Raw genomic sequence first — 16,826 nt, forward strand, 5'->3', positions numbered from 1 at the left:
CCGGCCCCGCCCTCTTCACAGCCGCGTGTTGAGCACGCACCAGTAGATCTCTATCTGCCCGGCCACTTCCATGAACTTCTGAAAGTCCACGGGCTTGACGATGTACGAGTTGACCCCGAGCCGATAGGCCTCGTTCACGTCGCGGTCGTCGGCCGAGGTCGTCAGCACCACCACCGGGATGTTGCGGTACTTCTCGTGGGCCTTTATGCGGCGCAGCACTTCCAGGCCGTCCACCTTGGGCAGCTTCAGGTCCAGGAGGATGACCACGGGCTGCGCCTCCCCGTCTTCCCAGCGCTCCACGAAGCCCAGGGCCTCCTCACCGTCGCGCGCGATCTGCAGCGGGTTGGAGAGGTTGCGCCGCGCGAAGGCGCGCTTGGTCAGGTCCACGTCCATGGGGTTGTCCTCGACAAGCAGGATCGGGCCGATCTCGTTCACCGTCATCCGGGAAACTCCAGGTAGAAGGTTGCGCCCTTGCCGGGCTCGCTCTCGGCCCAGGCCCTGCCGCCCATGCGTTCCATGGTCTTGCGCACGATGGCGAGGCCTATGCCCGTGCCTGGGTAGTCCTCGGCCCGTTGCAGCCGCTGGAAGATGTCGAAGATGCGGTCGTGGAACTTCATGTCGAAGCCCACGCCGTTGTCCCGCACCCACAATCTGCACGCGCCCGCGTCCGTCCTCTCGCCGCCTATCTCGACCTGCCGCGGGTTCACGTCGCGCGTGAACTTCACGGCATTGTCCACGAGGTTGCGCAAGGCCATGCCGAGCCCCTTGGCATCAGCCCGCACCGGGCCGCAGCGCACGTCCAGCGAGAGGTCGACATCCTCGGCCGCGGCTCCGCATTCGGCCAGCAGCGTCTCGAACAGGGCGCGCGGGTCCACCGTGCCGTACTCGAAAGGCCGCCGCTCCAGGCGGGAATATTCGAGCAGGTCGTCGATCAGGCGGTGCATCTGCAGCGTGCCGTGGCGGATGTTGCGCAAAAAGCTGCGGCCGTCCTCGTCGAACTTCTCCCCATAGTCCTCGAGCAGCAGCTGGCTGTAGCCGTCGATGCCGCGCAGGGGCGCCTTCAGGTCGTGGGACACGGAGTAGGTGAAGTTCTCCATCTCCCGGTTGCGCGCGGCCAGCTCCACGGCCACGGTCCGGCGCTGGCGCACCTCCCGTTCGAGCAGGCCGAAGGCCCCGAGCAGCAGCCCGGCGCTGACAACGAATCCGGCGAGCAGCGCCAGGCGCACGCGGCCGCGCGCCCGTTCCTGCCGCCCCCTGATCGCGGCGACCTCGTCGCGGTCGCGAGCCTGCACCCGCTCCACCACGGCGCGTATTTCGTCCATGCTCCGCTTGCCGAGGTCCGAGCGGACCATCTTGAACGCCCCGTCCCTGTCTCCCGAGTCAAAGAGGGCGAGGGTCTCCTGCATCTCCTTGGTCTTGACCGCGACCAGCTTTTCCAGGAGTTCGGCCTCGGAGGCGCCAAGGAGTCCGCGCAAGGCGTCGAGGTCTATCTTCACGCGGCCGCGCGCGGTGTCGTACGGCTCGAGATACTTCCGGGAGGCGGTGAGGAGATAGCCGCGCTGCCCGGTCTCCATGTCCACGAGATCCCCGCGCAGGTCCGCGATACGCCCCAGACGGTCGGACAGGATGCCGTTTCGAACGTCCTGCTCGGCAAAGGAGGAGAAGACCGCGTAGACGTACATGCCCACCGCGAGCTGGATGCACAGGGCGGCCACGATGCCCAGTCGGCGTGCGCCGAACGCGGAGAAAAACCGTTGCACCGACGTTCCCCCTGATCAGGACCACGGTCTTGCGCTCCCCGGCGCGACGGCCGCGCCGGGGGGAGCGATATGCCTGCTCATTTACCTGGCTACCCTTCTTCACCATACCTTTATATTATTATTTTTTCCGATACATATCACGACTATAAATGACAGTTCCAAGCGAATTCACGCAATTCCGAACATTTATGCCAAGAGCGGCATATTGGGCCCGCGACGGACTGCGGGGACCGCGCAGGCGTCAGCCGCGGCGCGTGGGAATGGGGCCGAGGGTGGTCACGGAGAGGTCGAAAAAAAGGCAGGGAAGGGCGCCTTGCCCTCCCCTGCCTGTCGGAGTCGAACGGATGGTCTGCGAAATCGCCGCTACTTGCCGAAGGGGCAGTGCGGGAAAGAGCAGGTGGGGCATTCCTGGCACAGGCCGCCGTGGCCGGAGCGCGCGAGGTCGGCGCGGGTGATGGGCATTCCGGCGAGGATGCGGGGCAGGAGCAGGTCCACCGCCGTGGTGGGGAAGAACAGGGCGCAGGCAGGCACGCCGAGCAGCCGGGCGTGCCCCACGCGTCCCAGGAGGCTCATGGCGCCGGGGGTGACGGACATGCCGTAGAGCAGGTCCTCGGCCCCGGCCTCGACGAGGCCCTTGCGGGTCACGTCGTCGGGATCCACGGAGAGCCCCGCGGTGGTGATGATCAGGTCGGCGCCCGCGTCGAGCAGGCTCTTCACGCCGTCGCGGATCAGCCCGGCGTCGTCCGGGGCGAAGAGGGTCTTGACCACCGAGCCGCCCAAGGCCTCGATCTTCTTCGTGAGGATGGGCGCGAACTTGTCCTCGATGAGGCCGGTGAAGACCTCGGTGCCGGTGATGAGCAGCCCCGCGCGCGCGGGCTTGATGGGCAGCAGGCGCAGGGGCGGCTCGGTGTCGAGCAGGGCGCAGGCCTTGGTGAAGTCGCGGCGCGCCAGGTAGAGCGGGATGGCGCGGGTGGCGGCCACGGGCTGGCCCGCCTTGACCACGGAGCAGTTGTGGCGGGTGGCGGCCATGACGCCGGGCACGAGGTTGAAGCGCTCCAGCGCCTCCTCGTTCACGCTGAGCAGGCCGTCGCGGGCGGCCAGGAGGGTGATCTTGCCCTCGCGTGGCTCGCCCTTGGCCACGATGGCGTCGTCGGCGGAAAGCCCGTGGGCGAAGGCGCGCGCGGCGTCGTCCTCGTGCACCCACTCCTCGCCGGGCTCGTTGTTCTCCAGGAGGTAGACGCGCATGCGGCCCATGGCCTGCAGGCGGCAGACGTCGCCCGCGGTCAGGGTCTGTCCGTGGGTGAACTCGGCGCCCTTGCTCTCGCCGGGGTCGATGCGGGTCATGTCGTGCAGGGCGGTCTTGCCCACGGCCTCTTCCGCGGGCACGGCCGTAAGCCGCGGGGCATCGGGAATCTGGGCATCGTCACGCCCCAGGAGGTCGGCCGGGGCCTCGCCCTGGCAGCCGCGACAGATGGCGCCGTGGCGGCGGGGGTAGCCCTCGCCGCACAGGGGGCAGACGGCGATGGGGCCCTTGGAGGTCTTGCCCACGTGGGCGGGTTTCAGCTGCACCTCGGCCACGGAGAGGATGGACTCGCCCGCCAGGCGCATCTCCTCGCGCAGGCGGTCGGAGTCCTGCTCCTTCTTGGTCTTGAGCTTGAAGAACCAGCCCTTGATCTCGGGCCAGGCGTCCAGCGCCTCGGCGTTCAGGGAGACGCGCACGCCCTCGCCGTTGTACTTGTTGTAGAGCGAGACGGCGTAGCGGCCCAGGTCCACGACGCGCAGCCAGCCGTTGCCCGCGGTGCAGGGGGTGAGCAGCTGCACGGCGTCGGGCAGGCAGGAGGAGGTCTCGGCCACGGCGTCGAAGAGCACGCCCTCGGGCAGGCGGCGGCGGGCGGCCTGCACCATGATCCCGCCCAGGATCAGGCCCGGCGCGGGGTAGCTGTGGAACTTCCGGCACTCCTCGATGTACTCGTCGAAGGTCCAGGGGCCGATGGTGGCGACCGCGCAGGCGGCCAGGGCGGGGTTGGTGGTCATGGTTCCTCGCTTTCGAACGGTGCGACGGGGAAGGGGAAACGGTTCTGCGCGGTGCGCACGGCGTAGGCCTCCACGTCGGCGTACCACTCCTGGAAGGCCTCCACGAGCTCGCGGGCATGCGGGGTGAGGGTGAAGCCCCGCCCCTTCTCCTGCTCCACGACCAGGTGCTCTCCCAGGACCTCCTCGGTCTTCTTCAGGCGCCCCCAGGCGGCGCGGTACGACATGCCGAGCGCCTTGGCCGCCTTGTTCAGCGACCCCTGCCGCTCGACCTCGCGCAGCAGGATGGCGCGGCCGAGGCCGAGCGCCTGCTCGCCGTCCATCTCGAGCCACATACGCAGGCGCAGCCGGGCTTCGGGTAAGGACATGCTGCCCCCCTCTCCGTTTTTGTGTTCAAGCTAACATGTGTTAACGCTAACATAGCCGACGGGTCACGTCCAGGACAGAATGCGTGATTGCAGGACGTAATCGTGTCCATAGGCGGGCTTCGGTGGATAGAGGATGGAAAACCTTCAGGCGGTGCGGACCGCGTACCCCGGGTACGACCGCTTTCCGTACGGCCGCGGTTTGCTTTTCCCGTGCGGGTGGGATAGGACAAACGGCCTTTCCACGAGGCACACATGACGAGAGTTTCCCCCAAACGTTCTCCCCGCACGGCCGGGACCGCTTCCGGCGCGCGCGAGGCGCAGGCCGGACAGGCCGCGCCCGCTCCGCGGCCCATATCCACCATCTGGCGCCTGGCCTGGCCCCAGATGCTGATGATGTTCTTCAACTTCCTCATCGGCTTCGTGGACATCCTGGTGGCCGGGCGCATCGACAGCACGGTGCAGGCGGCCATGGGCATGGTCAACTCGCTGCTCTTCTTCTTCCTGGTCATCGCCACGGCCGTGGCCAACGGCGCGGTGGCCGCGGTCTCGCAGTCCATGGGCGCGGGGCTCAGGCGCCGGGTGCAGCGCTACATCGGCCTCGTGCTGGTCACGGGTGTGCTCTCGGGGCTGTGCATCTTCCTCGTGGGCCTGCCCATCAAGCACCCGGTGCTGGCCATGCTCCAGGTGCCCAAAGCCGTGGCCCCGGTCATGGACGTCTACTACGACGTCTTCCTGCTGCTCCTGCCCTTCTACTACGTGTTCATCGTCTGCAACGCCCTGTTCCGCGCCCAGAAGCGGGTCATGGAGCCGCTCTACGTCATCGTCCTGGCCACGATCGTGAACACCATCGGCGACCTCGGCCTGGGGCTCGGCTGGTGGGGCTTCCCGAACATGGGCTATCGGGGGCTCGCCTGGAGCACCTTCGGCTCCATCACCGCGGGCATGTGCCTCGACATCTGGCTCCTGCGCCGCCGGGGCATGCTCACGGCCGAGGCCTTCCCGCCGCTTCGCTGGGCGCGCAAGGCCCTGCCCTACATCGTCAAGGTGGCCTGGCCTGGCGGGCTCATGCAGGTGGTCTGGAACGGCGCCTACCTCGTGCTCTTCGCCATCGTGGGCTCCCTGCCCGTGGGCAGCGTGCCCGCGCTGGCGGGCATGAGCGCGGGGCTGCGCGTGGAGTCGTTCCTCTTTCTGCCCGGCGTGGCCTTCAACATGACCGCCTCCATCCTGGTCGGCCAGTACCTGGGCCAGGGCAGGCCGGACCTCGCCAAGTCCTACGGCTTCAAGGTGCTGGCCCTGGGCGTGGTCAGCATGTCCGTCGCGGCAGTGGCCGTGTGGCACTGGGTGGCGCCGCTCGCCGCCTTCATCGCCCCGGACCCGGCCGTGGCCAGGCAGTGCGTGAGCTACCTCTCGTACAACCTGCTGGCCATCCCCTTCACCCTGACGACCATGACCATGGCCGGAGCGCTCACCGGCGCGGGCGCCACACTCTACATCCTGCTCGCCTTCGGCGGCGCCTCGTGGCTCGTGCGCCTGCCGCTGGCCTGGCTGCTCGGCCACGTGGTCATGGGCAACTCGCGCGGCGTGTGGCTGGCCATGCTCCTTTCGCAAGGGTTGCAGGCCGTCATCGTGCTGTATATCTTCGCGTATAAGGACTGGAGCAGATTCTCCCTGGTCCGCAGAAGGAAGAACAATGGCGACTGAAGACTTCTCCCCCATATGCCTCGACCGGCGCGAGGAATACGCCGCCCTGCTCGCGGCCTCGCCCGCGCGCTCCTCCGACTACAGCTTCATCAACCTCTGGGGCTGGGCCGAGGTCTACGGCCTGTCCTGGATGTTCCGCGACGGGCTGTGCTGGATCCGCCAGGAACGGCCCGAGCCCGCGCTGTGGGCCCCGGTCGGCCCGGTGGGCAGCGTGGCGCTCACGCCGGAGATGTTCCCCGAGCGGCGCATCATCCGCGCCTCCGAGGCCGTGGCCGCGCTCTTCGCCGAAAAGCTCGGCGCCGAGACGCGCGAGGCGCGCGAGCACTGGGACTACCTCTACTCCGTGGAGGAGCTCGTGAACCTCTCGGGCAACCGCTTCCACAAGAAGAAGAACCTGCTGAACCAGTTCCGCAAGCTCTACGACTGGGAATACCGCTCCCTGACGCCGGACTGCATCGAGGAGGCCCTGGAGCTGCAGGAGTCGTGGTGCATGTGGCGCGACTGCGAGTCCGAGGCCACCCTGGTGCAGGAGAACGAGGCCATCGTGCGCGTGCTGACCGACTGGGACCGGCTGCCCGGGCTCATGGGCGGCTCGCTGCGCGTGGACGGCCGCATGGTGGCCTACACCGTGGCCGACGCCCTGGACGAGTCCACCCTGGTCATCCACTTCGAGAAGGGCCACCCGGACTACAAGGGCGTGTACCAGGCCATCAACCAGGCCTTCCTGGACCACGACGCCGACGGCTTCACGCTGGTCAACCGCGAGCAGGACCTGGGCGACGAGGGACTGCGCAAGGCCAAGCTGTCCTACAATCCCGTGGACTTCTTCAAGAAGTTCGAGGTCACCATCTAGCGGCGGGCCTTTTTTGCGACTCCCGCAACGCACGACGGCGGGGGAAGGGACGATCCCTTCCCCCGCCGTTTTATTTCGGGGATCCGCGCGTGCGCGGTCTACGAGGTTCTACGAAGTTCTGCGCGATCTACGCGATCCAGACGGTCTGGATGTTCACCAGCTCGCGCATGCCGTAGTGGGAGAGCTCGCGGCCGTAGCCGGACTCCTTGACCCCGCCGAAGGGGAGCCTCGGGTCGCTCTTGACCATGCCGTTGACGAACACGCAGCCCGCCTCGATGCGCGCGGCCAGGGCCTCGCCCTTGGCCTCGTCGCGCGTCCAGACCGAGCCGCCCAGGCCGAAGGGCGTGTCGTTGGCCACGGCCACGGCCTCCTCGTCGTTCGCGACGCGGATGACGATGGCCACCGGGCCGAAGAACTCCTCGCGCCAGGCGGGCATGCCGGGCTTCACGTCCGTGAGGATGGTCGGCGGGTAGTAGGCGCCGGGCCCGGGCAGGGGCGCGCCGCCGAGCGCGAGCTTCGCGCCCGCGGCCACCGAGGCCTCGACCTGGGCGTGCAGCTCGCGGCGCAGGTTCTCGCGCGCCATGGGGCCGAGCTGGTTCGACTCGTCCAGGGGATCGCCCACCTTGAGCGCGGCCATGTGCTCCTTCAATCGCGCCAGGAACTCGTCGTAGACCTTCCCGACGACGATGAAGCGCTTGGCCGCGATGCAGGCCTGGCCCGTGTTGCCGCAGCGCGCCATGGCGCCCACGGCCGCTGCGCGCTCGATGTCCGCGTCGGCCAGGACCACGAAGGGGTCGGAGCCGCCGAGCTCGAGCACGGACTTTTTCAGCAGCGACCCGGCCTTGGCGGCCACGGCGCGGCCCGCGGCGTCGCTGCCCGTGAGGCTCACGGCGCGCACGCTCGGCTCCTCGAGCACCGCGTTCACCTGGGACGAGCCGATCATCAGCGTGCGGAAGATGTCCTCCGGGAAGCCCGCCTCGCGCAGGACCTTCTCGATGGAGAGCGCGCAGCCGGGCACGTTGGAGGCGTGCTTGAGCAGGAGGCCGTTGCCTGCCATGAGGTTCGGCGCGCCCTGGCGGAACACCTGCCAGTAGGGGTAGTTCCAGGGCATGACCAGGAAGACGGTGCCCAGGGGCCTGAAGGCGGCGTAGGAGCGCGCGGCGTCGCTCACGGCGGCCTCGGGCGCGAGATAGGCGGCGCCGTTGTCGGCGTAGAAGTCGCAGACCGAGGCGCACTTCTCGACCTCGGCCCGGGCCTGGACGATGGGCTTGCCCATCTCGAGCGTCATGGTCCGCGCCAGGTTCTCCACGTCGTCGCGCAGCACCTCCGCCGCGCGGTGCAGGAGCCGCGCGCGCTCCTCGAGGGCGGTCTCGCGCCAGGCGAGCTGGGCCACGCGGGTGCGCTCGACCACGGCGCGGACCTCCTCGGGCGTCATCTCCCGGAAGCGCTCGAGCTCCTCGCCGGTCGCCGGATTGACGGATATCATGGCCATGTTCTTCATCCTTTCCCGCCTCGCAATATGGTCTTCCGAATGCGGCCGGTCGCGGCGGCGGGCACCACCGGCCTCGGGTGTCTAGCCGAGGGAGCTTGAATATTTCGTGACGGCCCGGGATGCAACCCCGCGGGAACGCGGAAACTCCGGGTACCCGGCCCGCGCTCACGCGCGGGCCGGGTACCGTGAATCCGTCCGGGGATGCCGGGCGGGCGCGCCGCATCCGTGGAGGGACCGGGCAGTCCCACGGCGTGATGCGCGGCGCGCGAGCCGGACGCATGTCCGGCTCCGCCGCCGAAAGGCGGCGGAGCGAGCCGAAAACCACGTTTTTCGGCGAGCGGTCCTCCGCGAAACACGGCCTTGCGTGTTTCGCGGACGTCCCGTCAGATACCGAGGTAGGCGGTCTTGATGTGCGGGTTGTCCACGAGCTCCTTGGCCGGGCCCTCCATGACGATGCGGCCGTGCTCGAGCACGTAGCCGCGGTCCGAGAGTGCCAGGGAGTGGCGCACGTCCTGCTCGACGAGGAGGACCGTGGTCCCGGCCTCGGCGATCTTGCGCACGTTCTTGAAGATCTCCTTGATCAGGATCGGCGCGAGGCCGAGGGAAGGCTCGTCGAGCATGAGCAGGCGCGGCACGGCCATGAGGCCGCGGCCGATGGCCACCATCTGCTGCTCGCCGCCCGAGAGCGTCATGGCCAGCTGGTCCTGGCGCTCGAGCAGGCGGGGGAACATGGAGTAGACCTCGCGCAGGGTCTTCTCCTCGCGGGCCTTGGCGCGGGCGTTGTAGGCGCCCACCACGAGGTTGTCGCGCACGCTCATGAGCGAGAAGAGCCTGCGGCCCTCGGGCACGTGGATGAGCCCCTTGTCCACGATGGCCTCGGGCGCGGCGCCCTGGATGGCGGCGCCCTCGAAGCTGACGCTGCCTGCGCGGGGCTTGAGCAGGCCCGAGAGGGTCTTCAGCAGGGTGGACTTGCCCGCGCCGTTGCCGCCGATGATGGAGACGACTTCGCCCTCCTCCACCTTGAGGGAGAGGTCGTAGATGACCTGTACGTCGCCGTAGGCGACGTCGATGTTGCTGACCTCAAGAAGCGACATAGTCCTCCCCCAGGTAGGCCTTGATAACGTTCTCGTCGCAGGCCACCGCCTCGGGCGTGCCCTCGCAGATCTTCCTGCCGAACTGGATGACCACCACGCGGTCCGAAAGCGCCATGATGGCGCGCATGATGTGCTCGATGACGAAGATGGTCATGCCGCGCTCCTTCAGGGTGCGCAGGATGGCGATGACCTCGTCCACCTCCGTCGGGCGGAGCCCGGCCATGACCTCGTCGAGCAGCAGGAGCTTGGGCTCCGTGGCCAGGGCGCGCGCGATCTCCAGCCGCTTCCTGTCCGCGATGGTCAGGTTGCCCGCGCGCGTGTCCTTGTGCTTCTTGAGGTGCAGGAAGTCGAGCACGGCCAGCGCCTTCTCGCGCGCCTCCTCCGTGTCGTCCGTGACCGCGAAGGCGCCGACCATGACGTTGAAGAGCACGCTCTTGGTGGCGAAGGGCTTGACGATCTGGAAGGTGCGCGCGAGCCCGGCCTTGCACAGGTTCCAGGGCTTCTCGCCGTTGATGCGCCGACCGTCGAAGCGGATCTCGCCCATGGTCGGCGCGAAGAGCCCGGCCACGCAGTTGAAGGCCGTGGACTTGCCCGCGCCGTTGGGCCCGATGAGCCCCAGGATCTCGCCCTTGCCGATGGTCAGGTCCAGGGAGTCGATGGCGCGCAGGCCGCCGAAGTCCTTGGTCAGTTCCTTGATCTCGAGCATGTTCATGCGTCCACCTCCGCGGCGGCCTTGTCCCCTCCGCCGAAGCGCCGCACGAAGCGGTCGAAGAGCCTGCCCAGGGGCTCCTGCAGGCCGCGCGGCTGAAACAGCATGACCAGGATGAGGACCACGCCCAGGATGATCAGGTGAAGGCCGGGCAGGGAGTCCGAGAGGTACATGCGCGAGACCTCGGTGACGGGCCTGAGCAGGAGCGCGCCGAGGATGGGGCCGGCGATGGAGCCGCGGCCGCCGATGAGCGCGATGAAGGCCAGCTCGAAGGAGAGGTCCAGGGTGAGCACGCTCTTCGGGTAGATGAAGAGCGTGAGCTGGGCGATGAAGGTTCCGGCCAGGGCCGTGAGGAAGGAGCTGAGCGCCATGGCCATGACCTTCAGCCGGGTCACGTTGGCGCCGAGCGCCTGCGCCGCGTCCGGCTCCTCGCCGCCCGCCATGAGCAGGTAGCCCATCTTGGAGCGGGCCACGCGCCAGGTGATGAACACGGCCAGGAGCAGCATGACCAGCACGATGTAGTAGTACGGCTGCTTGTCGATGAACTGGAAGGCCGCGAAGCTGTCGTGCTCGATGGGCGGGATGTTGAGCCCGCGCGGGCCGTTGAGCACGAAGGGGCCGACCTTGTCCAGGTTCTCGACGATGACCCGCATGCCTTCCACGAAGGCCATGGTGGACAGGGCGAAGTAGGCGCCGCGCATCTTGAGCGTGGGCAGGCCGATGAGCACGCCCACGAAGGCGGCCAGGATGCCGCCCGCGAACATGCCGATCCACGGGCTTATGCCCCACTGCAGCCAGAGCATGGTCGAGACGTAGGCCCCGATGCCCACGAAGACCGAGTGGCCCAGGGGCAGCACGCCCGCGAAGCCGCCCACCAGGTTCCAGGTGGTGGTCATGTAGGCGTAGAGGAAGAGCATGATCAGCATGTGCAGATAGGTGGGGCTGTGCACCACCAGGGGCACCGCAAAGGCCGCCAGCACGGCCGCCGCGAGGCAGAATTTCTTGAATCTTTCTGGCGTCATGATCACTCCGTTGCGGCTACCAGTCGTACTTGACCCCGAAGAGGCCCGAGGGTTTGACGAACAGGACGAGGAGGAAGAGGCCGTAGACGATGGCCTCGGTCCAGGTTGCGGTCATGTAGATGGGGCCTAGGGACTCGATGAGGCCGATGATGATGCCGCCGATCATGGCGCCGGGGATGCTGCCGAGGCCTCCCAGGACCACGATGACGAAGCTCTTCACGTCGAAGGGCACGCCCACCGAGGGGTAGACGTTGTAGAACGGCGTGAGCACGACGCCGGAGATGCCCGCCACGGCCGTGCCGATGCCCATGGCCACGGCGAAGATCTTCCACTGGCTGATGCCCATGAGGCTCGCGGCCTCGCGGTCCAGGCTCACGGCGCGGATGGCGCGGCCCATGCGCGTCTTGCGCAGGAACCAGGCCAGGAAGCCGGCCGTGGCCAGCGCGATCAGGCAGCCGTAGAGCTTGGGCTCGGAGATGATCAGGTCGCCGAACTCGAGCATCTTGCCCTTGAGCGGGTTCGGCGAGAGCGCACGGTAGTCCGGCCCGAAGAGGATCAGGGCCAGGTTGTCCAGGATGTACCAGACGCCCGTGGTCACGATGATGACCGTGGTCGGCTCGCGCACGTTGCTCTCGGCCTTGAAGATGGGCTGGATGAGCAGCTTCTGGAAATAGTAGCCGAAGAAGAACATGGTCGGCAGCACGATGATCAGCGCCAGATAGGGATGCAGTCCCGACAGGGCCACCGCCCAGTAGGCCACGAACATGCCGAGCATGATGAAGGAGCCGTGGGCGAAGTTGATGACCTTGAGCACGCCGAAGATGAGCGTGAGCCCCAGGGCGACGAGGCCGTAGATGGAGCCCATGAGGACCCCGTCGAGAACGTCCTGGAAGAAATAGAACATGCGGCTCTCCTGAATGGATGGGCGGAGGGGGGAGCCCCCTCCGCCCGGGCTTGCGCGTCGTTACTTAGAGGGCATGGGGAAGACGGGGGTGTACCCGGCGCGGCGGGCGGACTTGGGCCACACCGTGATGCGCTCGAGACCCTTGCCGAGGTCGTTGATCTGCACGATCGACAGGGCCGCGTTCTTGTTCTGGCCGGACTCGTCGAACTGGATGGAGTCGTAGGCCACGATCATGCCGGGGCCGGTCTTCAGGTCCGTCGTGGCCAGGGCGTCGCGGAGCTTCTCGGGGTTCAGGGAGGCGGCGCGCTCGAGCGCGTCCTTCAGCACGTACATGGAGGCGTAGGCGTCCACGGCCTCGCCGGTCATGTTGTAGCCGTAGAGCTTCTTGTACTTGGCGTTGGTCTCGGCGGCGCCGGGTTTGTTGACGTCGGTCTCCCACTCCACGATGTCGAAGAGGTAGCGGCAGTTCTTGCCCGTGGCGCTGATGAAGGTCGGGTCGGCGTGGCCGCCGCCGGAGCCGATGATGGCCTTGGGATGCACCTTGTAGTCGGCCAGGGTGTTGGTCAGCAGGATGGCGTCGGCCGCGTTCGAGGTCAGCAGCAGGACGTCGGGGTTGGCGCGGCGGATCTTCATGACCACGGCCGTGAGGTCGGTGGAGGAGGACGGGTAGGGCTCGTCGAGCACGACCTTCATGCCGGACTGCTCGGCCAGCTTCTTCCACTGCGCGGCGAAGCCGGTGCCCCAGTCGCCGTTCTCGTAGACGAAGGCCACGGTCTTCAGGGGAACGCCGAACTCCTTCTCCATGTCCTTGAGGAACGCGAACTGGTCACGCGTCCACCAGGAGTCCTTGGCCGCGACGCGGAAGACGTACTTGAAGCCGCGCTCGGTGATGGTGTCGCGCACGGAGACGGGCACCAGGTAGGGAACCTTGTAGCGCTCGGCCACGGCGGTGGTCGGGTAGGTCACGGAGGAGTTCCAGGCGCCGGTGATGACGTCCACCTTGTCGGTGTTGATCAGGCGCTCGGTCTCGCTCACGCCCACGTTGGGGTCGGACTTGGTGTCGGCGAAGATGAGCTGCAGCTTGGCGCCGCCCAGGGACTTGATGCCGCCCGCGGCGTTGATCTCCTCGACGGCCATCTCGCGGGCCTGCTTGCCCTGCTGGCCCACCGACGCGGAGGGGCCGGACAGCGGGAGCAGGTTGCCGATCTTGACCACCTTGTCGGCGGCGGCGGCTCCGGTCGGTGCGAGGGATACGGCCAACAGGGCCGCCGCGGCCACGGCCGCTCCCAGGACGCTTTTCCATGTGCGCTTCATGAGGCTCCTCCTTTGGATGGACACGAGTGGACGGTTCGGGTGCACAGCCGAAAAACAAACGGGCCGGTGCGCGCAAGATCGCACCGGCCCGTCCGCATTACCCCGCAGCGACCTCGCGCAGGGTTTGCTCCAGGATGGCCAAGCCGCGCTCCAATTGCTCGTCGCTTATGACGAGCGGCATGAGCGTTCGGATCACGTTGCCGAAGTTGCCGCAGGACAGCACGATCAGGCCCTTCTCGTAGCAGCGCCTGGAGACTTCCTTGGCCTGGGCCGTGGCCGGGGTCTTCTTCTCGCGGTCGGTGACCAGCTCGAGGGCGAGCATGGGGCCCTTGCCGCGCACGTCGCCGACCATGGGGATGGACTCCTTCCAGGACTCGAAGCGGGCGCGGACCTTCTCGCCCAGCGCCTTGGAGACGTCGAGGAGCTTCTCCTCCTCGAAGACGTCGAGCACGGCCAGGGAGGCGGCGCAGCACACGGGGTTGCCGCCGTAGGTGCCGCCCAGGCCTCCCGGATGGGTGACGTCCATGATCTCGGCCTTGCCGACCACGGCGGAGATGGGCATGCCGCCGCCCAGCGACTTGGCGGTGGTGATCAGGTCGGGTTCCACGCCCCACTGCTCGATGGCGTACATGGTGCCGGTGCGGCCCACGCCGGTCTGGACCTCGTCCACGATGAAGACGATGCCGAACTCCTTGCAGATGGCCTGAAGCCGCGCGAAGTACTCGGGCGGCGGGGTCAGGAAGCCGCCCTCGCCGCAGATCGGCTCGACGATCAGCGCGGCCACGTTCTCGTGGGCCACGTTGCCGATGAAGAAGTTGCGCAGGTGCTCGGCGCAGGCGATGTCGCACGAGGGGTACTCGCGGCCCATGGGGCAGCGGTAACAGTAGGCGTAGGGCATGCGGTAGATCTCGGGCGCGAAGGGCCCGAAACCGAACTTGTAGGGCTTCACCTTGCTGGTCAGGCTCATGGTCAGGAGCGTGCGGCCGTGGAAGCCCGTCTCGAAGGCGATGACGGCCTGGCGTCCGGTAGCCTTGCGCGCGATCTTGATCGCGTTCTCCACGGCCTCGGCGCCGCTGTTCACGAGCACGGCCTTCTTGGGGAAATTACCCGGGGTCAGCTCGCACAGGCGTTCGCAGAGTTCCACGTACGGCTCGTACTGCACGACGTGGAAGCAGGTGTGCATCAGCTGCTCGGCCTGGCGCTTGACCGCCTCCACCACCTTCGGATGACAGTGGCCGACGTTGTTCACGCCGATGCCGCCGGCGAAATCGATGAACTCGCGGCCTTCCACGTCCGTCACCACCGCGCCCTCGGCGCGGGCGGCGAAGACGGGCGCCATGTTGGAAACGCCCTTGGCGACCGCTTTCTCGCGGCGTTCTGCTAGGGACTTGTTGCTCTTCGACATGATCCGTGCCTTCTCTCTGGTTGAGGTGCATGAGCGAATGCCGTGGCCTCAATTGAGCAAAAGCCGGACCTCATGGAATAATTCCTGCTATGCCGGACAGATAGGCAGGAGCACCGGAGGAGTGTGATTCACTTATGGATCAGCTTTTTAGTCCTATCAGCCTGCAATCATTCAAGAACATATCTGATTCAATTGTGAATCGACATTTTTTTGGACAAAATGATCAAATTTTACCGACACTCGGCCGCGCCGATGTACGAATCCGCTGCGTTTCCCGAGGTCCCTCCCGGCAACGCAAGGCCCTGACGAGGCTTTCGCATCTCCGATTTTTTGGCAAATTTGTAACCCGTGTCACGCCTCGAACATCTTCCGATTCATTTATGAATCATCCGCCTGCATGCCGTGCCGTTTCAGCTTGCGTACCACGGACGGCTGGCTGATGCCCAGAAAAACGGCCATCTCGCGCGTGGTGCGGCAGGCCGCCCTGGCGCGGCGCAGCATCTCGCGCTCCACGCGCTCCACCTCGGCGGCCAGGCTGCTGGGCCTGCCGCGCACGCCGCGCACCCGCTCGGCGGAGCCCGAGATCATCTGCTCCAGGAACTCGTCCAGCACCTGGTCCTCGCAGATGGCCACGGCCTTCTTCATGATGCCGATGAGCTCGCGCACGTTGCCCGGGAAGGGATAGCGCGTCAGCGCGTCCACGGCGCGGTGGGTGAAGCGCTTGGCGCTGCCGTACTGCTCGTTGAAGCGGCGCAGGTAGAGGTTCGCCAGCTCGAAGATGTCGTCCTGGCGCTCGCGCAGGGGCGGAATGCGCACGGAAAAGGTGTTCAGCCGGTAGTAGAGGTCCTTTCTGAAGCGGCCGCGCGCCACGAGGTCGTCCAGGTCGCGGTTGGTGGCGGCCACGATGCGGCAGGTGACCTTCTTGGGCTCCTTGCCGCCCAGGGGGATGAACTCGCGGTCGTCCAGGCACTTGAGCAGCTTGGCCTGCACGTCCATGGGGATCTCGCCCACCTCGTCGAAGAAGAAGGTCCCGTCCTGGGCCAGCTCGAGGAGCCCGGCCTTGCCCGACTCGCTGGCGCCGGTGAAAGCGCCGCGCTCGTAGCCGAAGAGCTCGGCCTCGAAGAGGTTGGCGGGCAGGGCCGCGCAGTTGATCTGCAGGAACGGACGGGCGCTGCGCGGGCTGCTCTGGTGCAGGTACTTGGCGAGCAGCCCCTTGCCCGTGCCGGACTCGCCGAGCAGCAGGACCTCCGAGGCGTCGAGCCCGGCGAGCTTCAGGATCATGGTCATGAGCTTGCGCATGGACGGGCTCTCGGCCACGATGTCGGACTCGAGGAGCTCGCGCATGGTCAGCTCGGCCAGCTCGCTCTGCACCTTCTCCTGCGCCCGCCTCGCCCGCTCCAGGGAGGAGCGCAGGTTGTTCAGCTCCGTGATGTCGCGCTCGTTGACCACCACCAGGTCGATCTCGCCCCGGTTGTCGAAGGTGGGCGTGCCCGTGACCAGGAGCTGCTTCTTGGTGCGCCTGATGTGCTGGATGAGGCTTATCTGCTTCTTCACGCGCAGCACTTCCAGGGTCACGGAGCGGTCCACGAGCCCTTCGCGGACAACGCTGTCCGCCTTCTTGCCCAGGAACTGCGCGGCCTTGATGGCGTTCAGCTGCTCGGAAGCGCGGTTGATGCTGATGATCGTGCCCGTGCCGTCCGTGACCCAGATGCCGTCGCTCGAATGGTCGAAGATGGCCTGCAGCTGGCTCAGGAGCCGCCCGCCGCTGCTGCGGTCCTCGCCGTCCAGGCCCGTGCGCAGGCGCAGCACGGTCAGGGGCTCGCCCTCGGGCCCGCCGAGGGGAAAGGCGCGGCAGACGCAGCCCTGCTTCTTCAGGAGCAGCGGCCTGATCTGCGCGCCCTGGCGCAGCCAGCCGCCGAGCCCGGGCGCCAGCTCCGCCGCGGGGCGCCCGGCCAGGGCTCCGGCCTCGAGCCCGAGCAGCCTGCCCGCCGAGGGGTTGGCCTGGACCACGCGCTGCGATGCGTCGAGCACGAGGTAGCCGTCGTCCAGGGCGGCGAAGAAGTCGGGCCAGGGGATGGGTGCGTCCATTGCGTCGCGAAAGCCTCCGCGGGAATGATGGCGTTCGGGCAACCCTGTCTGCTCGGCGCGGCCGCGTCAAGGGGCGGCGGGATAG

14 protein-coding genes are annotated in these 16,826 nt (G+C 67.5%); 2 read left to right on the forward strand and 12 right to left on the reverse strand.

Going from position 1 to position 16,826, the window contains the following annotated elements:
* Positions 1 to 15: 15 nt before the first annotated feature.
* From DSX2_RS00975 to DSX2_RS00990, 4 genes are all read right to left on the reverse strand, one after another.
* Positions 16 to 441 (reverse strand): response regulator, encoded by a 426-nt coding sequence (locus DSX2_RS00975; RefSeq protein WP_020879154.1) that lies wholly within the window; start codon positions 439 to 441, stop codon positions 16 to 18.
* The gene (locus tag DSX2_RS17365; protein WP_020879155.1) at positions 438 to 1,760 is read right to left on the reverse strand and encodes a CHASE3 domain-containing protein; all 1,323 of its coding nucleotides are present in this window, start codon (positions 1,758 to 1,760) and stop codon (positions 438 to 440) included. Before DSX2_RS17365 ends, DSX2_RS00975 begins: the two co-directional genes overlap by 4 nt.
* A gap of 363 nt (positions 1,761 to 2,123) precedes the next feature.
* Entirely contained in the window at positions 2,124 to 3,794 is a 1,671-nt protein-coding gene (locus DSX2_RS00985) for an FmdE family protein (RefSeq protein ID WP_020879156.1), read from the reverse strand.
* Positions 3,791 to 4,159, reverse strand: coding sequence for a winged helix-turn-helix domain-containing protein (locus DSX2_RS00990; protein WP_020879157.1), 369 nt, complete (start codon positions 4,157 to 4,159; stop codon positions 3,791 to 3,793). Before DSX2_RS00990 ends, DSX2_RS00985 begins: the two co-directional genes overlap by 4 nt.
* 252 nt (positions 4,160 to 4,411) lie before the next feature.
* Between DSX2_RS00990 and DSX2_RS00995 the strand changes: the two genes are divergently transcribed.
* Both DSX2_RS00995 and DSX2_RS01000 read left to right on the forward strand, forming a co-directional pair.
* Positions 4,412 to 5,860, forward strand: a complete 1,449-nt coding sequence (locus DSX2_RS00995; RefSeq protein WP_020879158.1) for an MATE family efflux transporter — start codon at positions 4,412 to 4,414, stop codon at positions 5,858 to 5,860.
* Positions 5,850 to 6,713, forward strand: a complete 864-nt coding sequence (locus DSX2_RS01000) for a DUF2156 domain-containing protein (protein WP_020879159.1) — start codon at positions 5,850 to 5,852, stop codon at positions 6,711 to 6,713. Before DSX2_RS00995 ends, DSX2_RS01000 begins: the two co-directional genes overlap by 11 nt.
* A 127-nt stretch (positions 6,714 to 6,840) precedes the next feature.
* Here DSX2_RS01000 and DSX2_RS01005 read toward each other — a convergent pair whose 3' ends face one another.
* From DSX2_RS01005 to DSX2_RS01040, 8 genes are all read right to left on the reverse strand, one after another.
* Positions 6,841 to 8,205 (reverse strand): NAD-dependent succinate-semialdehyde dehydrogenase, encoded by a 1,365-nt coding sequence (locus tag DSX2_RS01005; protein WP_035040084.1) that lies wholly within the window; start codon positions 8,203 to 8,205, stop codon positions 6,841 to 6,843.
* A 383-nt stretch (positions 8,206 to 8,588) separates the two neighbouring features.
* A complete protein-coding gene (locus DSX2_RS01010; protein WP_020879161.1) occupies positions 8,589 to 9,299 on the reverse strand; it encodes an ABC transporter ATP-binding protein in 711 nt (236 codons plus the stop codon).
* Positions 9,286 to 10,011 (reverse strand): ABC transporter ATP-binding protein, encoded by a 726-nt coding sequence (locus tag DSX2_RS01015; protein WP_020879162.1) that lies wholly within the window; start codon positions 10,009 to 10,011, stop codon positions 9,286 to 9,288. Before DSX2_RS01015 ends, DSX2_RS01010 begins: the two co-directional genes overlap by 14 nt.
* Complete coding sequence (locus DSX2_RS01020; RefSeq protein WP_020879163.1) at positions 10,008 to 11,030, reverse strand: branched-chain amino acid ABC transporter permease; 1,023 nt, start codon at positions 11,028 to 11,030, stop codon at positions 10,008 to 10,010. Before DSX2_RS01020 ends, DSX2_RS01015 begins: the two co-directional genes overlap by 4 nt.
* 16 nt (positions 11,031 to 11,046) lie before the next feature.
* Positions 11,047 to 11,934: a branched-chain amino acid ABC transporter permease gene (locus DSX2_RS01025; protein WP_020879164.1), complete on the reverse strand. Its 888-nt coding sequence runs from the start codon at positions 11,932 to 11,934 to the stop codon at positions 11,047 to 11,049.
* Positions 11,935 to 11,994: 60 nt separating this feature from the next.
* A complete protein-coding gene (locus DSX2_RS01030; RefSeq protein WP_020879165.1) occupies positions 11,995 to 13,248 on the reverse strand; it encodes an ABC transporter substrate-binding protein in 1,254 nt (417 codons plus the stop codon).
* Between the two features lie 97 nt (positions 13,249 to 13,345).
* On the reverse strand, positions 13,346 to 14,653 hold the full coding sequence (gene gabT / locus DSX2_RS01035; protein ID WP_020879166.1) for a 4-aminobutyrate--2-oxoglutarate transaminase: 1,308 nt from the start codon (positions 14,651 to 14,653) through the stop codon (positions 13,346 to 13,348).
* 378 nt (positions 14,654 to 15,031) lie between these two features.
* Positions 15,032 to 16,741 (reverse strand): sigma 54-interacting transcriptional regulator, encoded by a 1,710-nt coding sequence (locus DSX2_RS01040; RefSeq protein ID WP_020879167.1) that lies wholly within the window; start codon positions 16,739 to 16,741, stop codon positions 15,032 to 15,034.
* Positions 16,742 to 16,826: the final 85 nt, after the last annotated feature.

Source organism: Desulfovibrio sp. X2, assembly GCF_000422205.1.
Lineage (GTDB): Bacteria > Desulfobacterota > Desulfovibrionia > Desulfovibrionales > Desulfovibrionaceae > Alkalidesulfovibrio.

Excerpts from the sequence above, each read along its gene's own strand:
- DSX2_RS00975 (WP_020879154.1), bottom strand. The coding sequence starts at position 441 with ATGACGGTGAACGAGATCGGCCCGATCCTGCTTGTCGAGGACAACCCC.
- DSX2_RS00985 (WP_020879156.1), bottom strand. The coding sequence starts at position 3,794 with ATGACCACCAACCCCGCCCTGGCCGCCTGCGCGGTCGCCACCATCGGC.
- DSX2_RS00990 (WP_020879157.1), bottom strand. The coding sequence starts at position 4,159 with ATGTCCTTACCCGAAGCCCGGCTGCGCCTGCGTATGTGGCTCGAGATG.
- DSX2_RS00995 (WP_020879158.1), top strand. The coding sequence starts at position 4,412 with ATGACGAGAGTTTCCCCCAAACGTTCTCCCCGCACGGCCGGGACCGCT.
- DSX2_RS01000 (WP_020879159.1), top strand. The coding sequence starts at position 5,850 with ATGGCGACTGAAGACTTCTCCCCCATATGCCTCGACCGGCGCGAGGAA.
- DSX2_RS01005 (WP_035040084.1), bottom strand. The coding sequence starts at position 8,205 with ATGGCCATGATATCCGTCAATCCGGCGACCGGCGAGGAGCTCGAGCGC.
- DSX2_RS01010 (WP_020879161.1), bottom strand. The coding sequence starts at position 9,299 with ATGTCGCTTCTTGAGGTCAGCAACATCGACGTCGCCTACGGCGACGTA.
- DSX2_RS01015 (WP_020879162.1), bottom strand. The coding sequence starts at position 10,011 with ATGAACATGCTCGAGATCAAGGAACTGACCAAGGACTTCGGCGGCCTG.
- DSX2_RS01020 (WP_020879163.1), bottom strand. The coding sequence starts at position 11,030 with ATGACGCCAGAAAGATTCAAGAAATTCTGCCTCGCGGCGGCCGTGCTG.
- DSX2_RS01025 (WP_020879164.1), bottom strand. The coding sequence starts at position 11,934 with ATGTTCTATTTCTTCCAGGACGTTCTCGACGGGGTCCTCATGGGCTCC.
- DSX2_RS01030 (WP_020879165.1), bottom strand. The coding sequence starts at position 13,248 with ATGAAGCGCACATGGAAAAGCGTCCTGGGAGCGGCCGTGGCCGCGGCG.
- gabT (WP_020879166.1), bottom strand. The coding sequence starts at position 14,653 with ATGTCGAAGAGCAACAAGTCCCTAGCAGAACGCCGCGAGAAAGCGGTC.
- DSX2_RS01040 (WP_020879167.1), bottom strand. The coding sequence starts at position 16,741 with ATGGACGCACCCATCCCCTGGCCCGACTTCTTCGCCGCCCTGGACGAC.